Source organism: Gordonia sp. IITR100 (assembly GCF_002009645.1).
Lineage (GTDB): Bacteria > Actinomycetota > Actinomycetes > Mycobacteriales > Mycobacteriaceae > Gordonia > Gordonia hongkongensis.
Genome location: NZ_MVKV01000041.1, coordinates 1 through 2,449 on the forward strand (window position 1 = coordinate 1; position 2,449 = coordinate 2,449).

A 2,449-nucleotide genomic window follows, 5' to 3' on the forward strand; every position below is an offset into this window, starting at 1 on the left:
CACTGTACTTGCGTGGTGCTGCCATGCTCTCCATCCTTCACAGGTTCGAGAGCCTCCGACAGACCCGGGGCGGTTCACCTGATAACAGCCCCTCACACAAGGAAGGCTGGGTATGCCGGCCCAGCACCAACGTGGCAGCATCGGGGTACATGAACCGCTGCGATCGCGGTCGCGACCAGATCCTGACCCAAAACAGTTCAGTCCCCGTGGCCGACAACTGGGTCGATGGTGACGACTACTTCCGCACCGACGCCGGGCAGAGTGGCTACTTCTTTCAAGTCGCCGACGGACAGTTCTTCTGCGCCATTACCGGAACCCCTGGCCGCGCCGCCGCCGGGTGCCAACAGTCACCCGTCACGACCACGCGACACACCACAGACAGCGAGACGACCACAATTACAACCGAATCCATCCAAGGCCGCCCCGGTAACCTCGGCGCTTCCAGCGAGCCGCAGTACCAATTCGCTGGTGAGGGATCAACACTCCCGCTTTCCGACCACCAGCGCCTGTTCGTCAACGGTTATACCTGTAGCGTGGACTACCACACCACAATCACATGCTGGTATTTCGCCACCAACCACGGCTTCACAGTCAGCGCCGACAGTTACCGCTTGTTCTGAGACCATCAGTTGCCGGGGGGGATCGATCCCACAAGCCGCGCCGTTACGTGGTCGCCAGCCGGGCAAGGGCGCTAGGCGCTTTTGTGGTCGAATCCTGAGATTACGTGCATGGGATTCGGCCACGCGCCGAGACGTGGTAGCCATTGTCGCGGACCGGACTGACGGACGGCCTGCGACCGGGTTAGCAACGGCCGCAGACGTCCACCAGCTGTTGAAAACATTCAGCACCGATTCATCCAACACAGATATCGCGCGCCACGACACTCCATAGAACTCGCGAAATTCTGTCACGTGACGAAACGCTATGTCAGAGATAGTCGAATTCGACTCTGCAGCATCGTCTTTCGAGTGCCGATAATGTTGCATTATGACGAACTCAAGGGGGTGGTCGTACCCTCTATGTCCGTCTGTTTCTCGCGCTTGAGCGGCAGCCATGTTGCGAGGGTCTGCCCCAAGGTCTGGACCAGCTCGGCACCGAAGACGCACAGCGTCTTCTCCCAGGGGTGTCCGAAGGTGCCGGTGCTGAAGTCGGGACGGGCGAAGATATAGTAGTCGCCGTTCGGGCACACGGTCACCGGCCACTCGGTGTCGAAGGTGTCGGCGTGTACTGCGGCGTCGAGCCGATAGCCGGGATGTTGCCAGTCGAGCACGATCCAGCCGGGATCGTCGAACACGCTGACGAAGCGTCGTTGCGCCTCGGCGTTGATTGCATCGAACTGTGCGCTCGAGATGCCGGGCGAGTTCTCCGGAACAGCCAGATCGAAGGTTACTGACGGATTCGGATCAACCACTGCGGGCCAGTCTTTCGGGTAGACGCTCGGCCGGAATGATTGGAACCGGTCGAGGAACCGATCCCACGCGAGACTCTCCTCATCTCGCGGCAGATAGCTCCACCCTGGTGGCAGCGGGTTCCCATGGTCGAGGGTCCAACGCATCATCAGACCATCGTCGCAGAGCAGCCATCAGCGGCCGTGGTCGTATCGCGTGGGAGTTATGACGGGTCCGCCCCAGCGGACCGTGGCGTCCGCGGTGGCATCGATGCCGGGATCGTCTTGGAGGGCGTCCGCGCCGGGGTCGCGGTCGGCGGCGGCCCACATACCGTCGGCCGATTTCAGCTGCCGGGTGGGGGTGTTCACGTCAGCCGGCCATGCCTGGATCAGGTAGTCCTCGCACGGCTCGTCGACGATGCGATCCCAGTTTGCGACACGCCCGCGTGTGGATACCCGGAGGGTCACTGCACCCGATGCGGGAGCGGGGATAGGGCCCAGGGCCTCAGAGACCTCCCCGTCGACTGTCATCACGTGCAGATCCTGGGTGGTCGACACCGTTGTCTCTGCGACGTTGCCCCACGCGTCCAGATCGGCCGGCGGGGCACTGTCATGCAGCTCGACACCCACCGTGGCGGGGCCCGCGGAGATGCCGGTATTTACCACCAGCAACCCGGACCCGGACACGATGAAGACATCGGTTTCCGCTGCGATGGTGGTCGGATCAGACTCAAGCCCACCGATGTGGAACTGGTGGTTACCTACCTCGACCTCATCCCACGTAGTCATCAAGCCACGCTAGCAACCGCAAGGGACAAATCAGGCGGTGCGCTCGTCGACACGGTCGTCCTCCTCGACAAGGCCGTCGGGTAGGGCTGCCCGCGGCGAGTAGATTGTGGATGTGCTGATGGCTGGCCACGGCCGGACTATCCGAATGCGCTGCTGATTGCCGCGCGGACATGGCGTGTCCCCCGTGAACCGGTCCGGGTGGTTCTAGAGTCCTGATTGCCCTGTTGAGGGCGGAGAAGGGACGATAGGGATCATGGCGGGACGGAAGCGTCA

At 62.4% G+C, this 2,449-nt stretch carries 3 protein-coding genes; 1 reads left to right on the top strand and 2 read right to left on the bottom strand.

What is annotated here, in order from left to right:
- Positions 1-620 (top strand): hypothetical protein (locus B1818_RS23765; protein ID WP_078114164.1); only part of this gene is annotated, 620 nt, incomplete at its 5' end.
- A gap of 365 nt (positions 621-985) precedes the next feature.
- Here the strand turns inward: B1818_RS23765 and B1818_RS23770 are convergent.
- Both B1818_RS23770 and B1818_RS23775 read right to left on the bottom strand, forming a co-directional pair.
- The gene (locus tag B1818_RS23770; RefSeq protein ID WP_078114165.1) at positions 986-1,558 is read right to left on the bottom strand and encodes a DUF2716 domain-containing protein; all 573 of its coding nucleotides are present in this window, start codon (positions 1,556-1,558) and stop codon (positions 986-988) included.
- Between the two features lie 24 nt (positions 1,559-1,582).
- A complete protein-coding gene (locus tag B1818_RS23775; protein ID WP_078114166.1) occupies positions 1,583-2,176 on the bottom strand; it encodes a hypothetical protein in 594 nt (197 codons plus the stop codon).
- Positions 2,177-2,449 lie beyond the last annotated feature (273 nt).

Bases quoted from the DNA above. Each gene is read 5' to 3' on its own strand.
- B1818_RS23770 (WP_078114165.1), bottom strand. From the start codon at position 1,558: ATGATGCGTTGGACCCTCGACCATGGGAACCCGCTGCCACCAGGGTGG.
- B1818_RS23775 (WP_078114166.1), bottom strand. From the start codon at position 2,176: ATGACTACGTGGGATGAGGTCGAGGTAGGTAACCACCAGTTCCACATC.